This is a genomic window from Sulfolobales archaeon, assembly GCA_038897115.1.
Lineage (GTDB): Archaea > Thermoproteota > Thermoprotei_A > Sulfolobales > AG1 > AG1.
This window is the reverse complement of record JAWAXC010000120.1, coordinates 2,921-6,244: the sequence shown is the minus strand read 5'-3', so window position 1 is coordinate 6,244 and position 3,324 is coordinate 2,921. Positions and strand designations below refer to the sequence as shown.

The 3,324-nt window shown below is 46.6% G+C and carries 3 protein-coding genes; all 3 read right to left on the bottom strand.

Annotated elements, in window-relative coordinates:
* Positions 1-319 precede the first annotated feature (319 nt).
* Complete coding sequence (locus QXE01_11100) at positions 320-985, bottom strand: CPBP family intramembrane glutamic endopeptidase (protein ID MEM4971784.1); 666 nt, start codon at positions 983-985, stop codon at positions 320-322.
* Positions 966-2,864, bottom strand: a complete 1,899-nt coding sequence (locus tag QXE01_11095; GenBank protein MEM4971783.1) for a S9 family peptidase — start codon at positions 2,862-2,864, stop codon at positions 966-968. Before QXE01_11095 ends, QXE01_11100 begins: the two co-directional genes overlap by 20 nt.
* Before the next feature lie 120 nt (positions 2,865-2,984).
* Positions 2,985-3,324: universal stress protein (locus QXE01_11090; protein MEM4971782.1), on the bottom strand; the 340-nt coding region annotated here is incomplete at its 5' end.

Below are 3,324 nucleotides of genomic sequence, written 5' to 3'. Positions count from 1 at the left end.
CAAAAACATTAAACACCTTTTTAGGAAGCCTAACACTCCTAACAGCAACAGTCCTCACCACCCTAGCCACTCCTCCCAACCCCCTCTAGCAATTTTTGAAGGCCTCCATAGATCTAATAGCTGTTCAGACATCCCTAACTATAGTTTATCTCGGCTAACAACCTATATAAACATTTCCTTTAAACATCAAAATATTCTCAGTGCCAGCTCTCTGTAACCCTAGCAAATAATAAAGGTTTTAGATAGATCTAGAAACCCAAGGATCTAGGATATTATGCCAGTTATAGCTATGATCCTCGACCTTTAAGGTGGGAGGAGGTCAGAATCTAGATAGCACCATATCAACCGGTGCATAGATCACAACAGCTTCAAGCCACGCGATATGAGATGCTATAGAGCATATAATACCAGCTCTTAAAGCTATATATCCAAGCACAAGCCCAACGATGAGGGCTGCAACCACTAGAGGGGGGTTCCCAGTTGGGATATGTACTGCGGTATAATATATAGAGGTTAGGATCAAGGGTTTTAAGCCCCTCCCATAGAGGCCTTCCAATACATAGCCCTGGAGATAGCCCCTCCAATAGATCTCCTCCATAAACCCTATAACACCCAGAGCAAGCTGTAGAAGCCATCCAGATCCTGTGAAGCCCCTTATCGAGCTATATATATCAGCAACATAGCCCCACATACCGATTCTATCGGAGAGGATTCCCCCCAAAAGAAATGCTATATATAGTGCTATGGATGATGCGAGAAACAGTAGAAAGGTTTCTGAAAACCCTCTCCTCATAAGAATACCTCTGAGAACCCCTCTCACAGCCATAATCGCTAGAGCCGAGAACCCCATGATAGTAGTGGATAGGGCCATCGATACTATGAAGAAGCCCTTAAAAGCTATGAAGGAGAGGGGGAAAAAGATCGGGGGGAGGGCTAGAACAACATAGTCCTGGATCTTCAAGGGGCTATTGAGGCTGGGTCTCATCTCGAGAGCCTCTCGATATACCTAGCTTCTCTCTAAGCCAGGATATCTTTAGAGAGAGCCTTTTCCTCCTATGCCTAGGCTCTGCCAACATGTTATGGCCATGGCTGCCCTTAGTGAAAACTATGATCTTAGATTCCTTGCCCGCCATTAGCATTGCGACATGCATAGCTAGGGATTGATCTATGAAGCATCTATAGTCCTCCATACTATGGATCAGCAGAAGGGGTGTTCTAACCCTATGCACATTATATACAGGGCTCCTCCTAATATACTCCTCGAGATTATCCATCGGCGTACCACCAATCTGATCCGGGTCGAACCAAAAGCCTATATCAGATGCCCAGTAATCAGCTATCCAATCAGCTATGCCATTCTCGCTCACAGCAGCGGCGAATCTATCGCTCTTCGTTATAATAACATTCGTCATATACCCCCCATAGCTTATCCCCGTAACAGCCATTCTCCCCTCATCAACGGGGTACTTCCTAATCACATGATCTAGAAAGACCATTATCTCCTCATAATCCCTCTCCCCATATCCACCCCTTATATCTGCAAACTCCTCCGAATACCCATCACTCCCCCTAGGGTTGCAGAAGGCTACTATAAAGCCCTCTGAGGCCATCAGCTGCATCTCCGGGTTGAAGTGATATCCATACATACCCTTTGGACCCCCATGTATATAGAGGATCAGTGGCTTCCTACCCTCCCCCTCTGGCACAATAACCCAGCCATCGATCCTCTCACCACCTATCTCAACAGGCTCATATATAGGGGTATATAGCTTAACCTCCCTCACAAGCCACTCATTAACCCTAGTAACCCTCTTCTCAGATCCAGCCTCATATAGATATACCTCAGGAGGCTGTGTAGGGGTTGCAAATACATATGCAGCCCTCTCCCCAATCGAGTCAGCTGTATATATAACCCCATCCCTTCTAACTAGATCCTCAATAGATTTCCCCCTAGCAACAGCTAGCACCGTTCTACCGGCATCTGCATATACTATAGAGGGTTCGCCACTATAGTCCCCCGCTATTATATGTATATTCCTATCCAGATCACATGATATACACTCAGCAACCCCATCAGCTATTCTCCAGAGCCTATGATGACTAGCTATCCCTATTCCCATCCTATGCCCCAGCATATATAGCTCGCCACCAACACATCTAAGCTGGGATACTGTGTAGCCCCTCAGAACCTCTGAAACCCCTCCCCCAGCCGAGACCCTTTTAACCACATGGCTCAAAGGCCTTCTCCAATCCTCCCTAGCATAGTAGTAGATCTCATCACCACATACTGTGAATCCAAGGACATCATTCGGCTCATCAGTAAGCCTCGAGATCCTCCCAGAATCTATGTCGAGGAGATATAGCTGTTGAGACACACCAGCTATGAAGCCCTTTCCATCAAACCATATGGGGAGTCTATCGCTCGCCACATAATCGCCATCCTGGTCATAGAAACCCTCCCTAGGAGTGTTTGCTAGAACCACTAAGGTTTCATCTCCTAGCCACTCTATGGATACCACTCCATCTCTGAACCAAGAAACCCTCCTAGGATCTCCTCTAAGCCCCCAAACAAATACTCCAGATCCCTTCTCCTCCTTGCCAGCCCCTCTCCTACTTATAAAGGCAATCCTATTGGCTGATGGGGACCAACGTGGCTGGCTATCCCCCTCACCTACGAGATAATACTCATCCCCTGATCTCCCTAGGATCCTGAGCTCGGAGATATATCTATTCCTATCTATATCCGGGATCTGGACTATATATGCAAGATCACCTCTGCTAGAGAGCCTCACATCAGATATCCTAGCGATTCTAACCACATCATCTATCGTGAGCCTTCTAAACCCCTTCATCTCCGAGCCCATATAGTGGGGTCATCACAGCTTATATCGCTATACTATTGATAAGCTCGGTCAGTATGCGGGAAACTCTTCATAGATCTGCGCGCGAATTTCTCCTCATCCCATAGATCCCTATAACTCGGGCTATTTAACCACTAACACAGGGATCTTCGATTTATTGATCACCCTACGGGACACGCTACCAAGGATCAGCCTTCTAAATGTTGAGAGACCCCTGCTACCAACAACTATTAGATCTGCTTTATTCTCTTCAGCAACCTTAACAATCTCCACACCTGGATCCCCGTGTCTAATTATAGAGCTATGCTTAACCCCCTCTCTAGAGAGTTTCTCAGAGGCCTCTGAGGATATCTGCCCCGCTGCATCCTCAGCTATCTTGATAGCAGTGGGATCTGTTGAAGATGCTATATCAACAACGGTTACTACAATGATCTCTGCTCCGTATCTCTTCGCCAGATCCACC

What these genes read in the sequence shown, in the direction of transcription:
- QXE01_11100 (MEM4971784.1), bottom strand. Translation starts at nt 985, where the DNA reads ATGAGACCCAGCCTCAATAGCCCCTTGAAGATCCAGGACTATGTTGTT.
- QXE01_11095 (MEM4971783.1), bottom strand. Translation starts at nt 2,864, where the DNA reads ATGGGCTCGGAGATGAAGGGGTTTAGAAGGCTCACGATAGATGATGTG.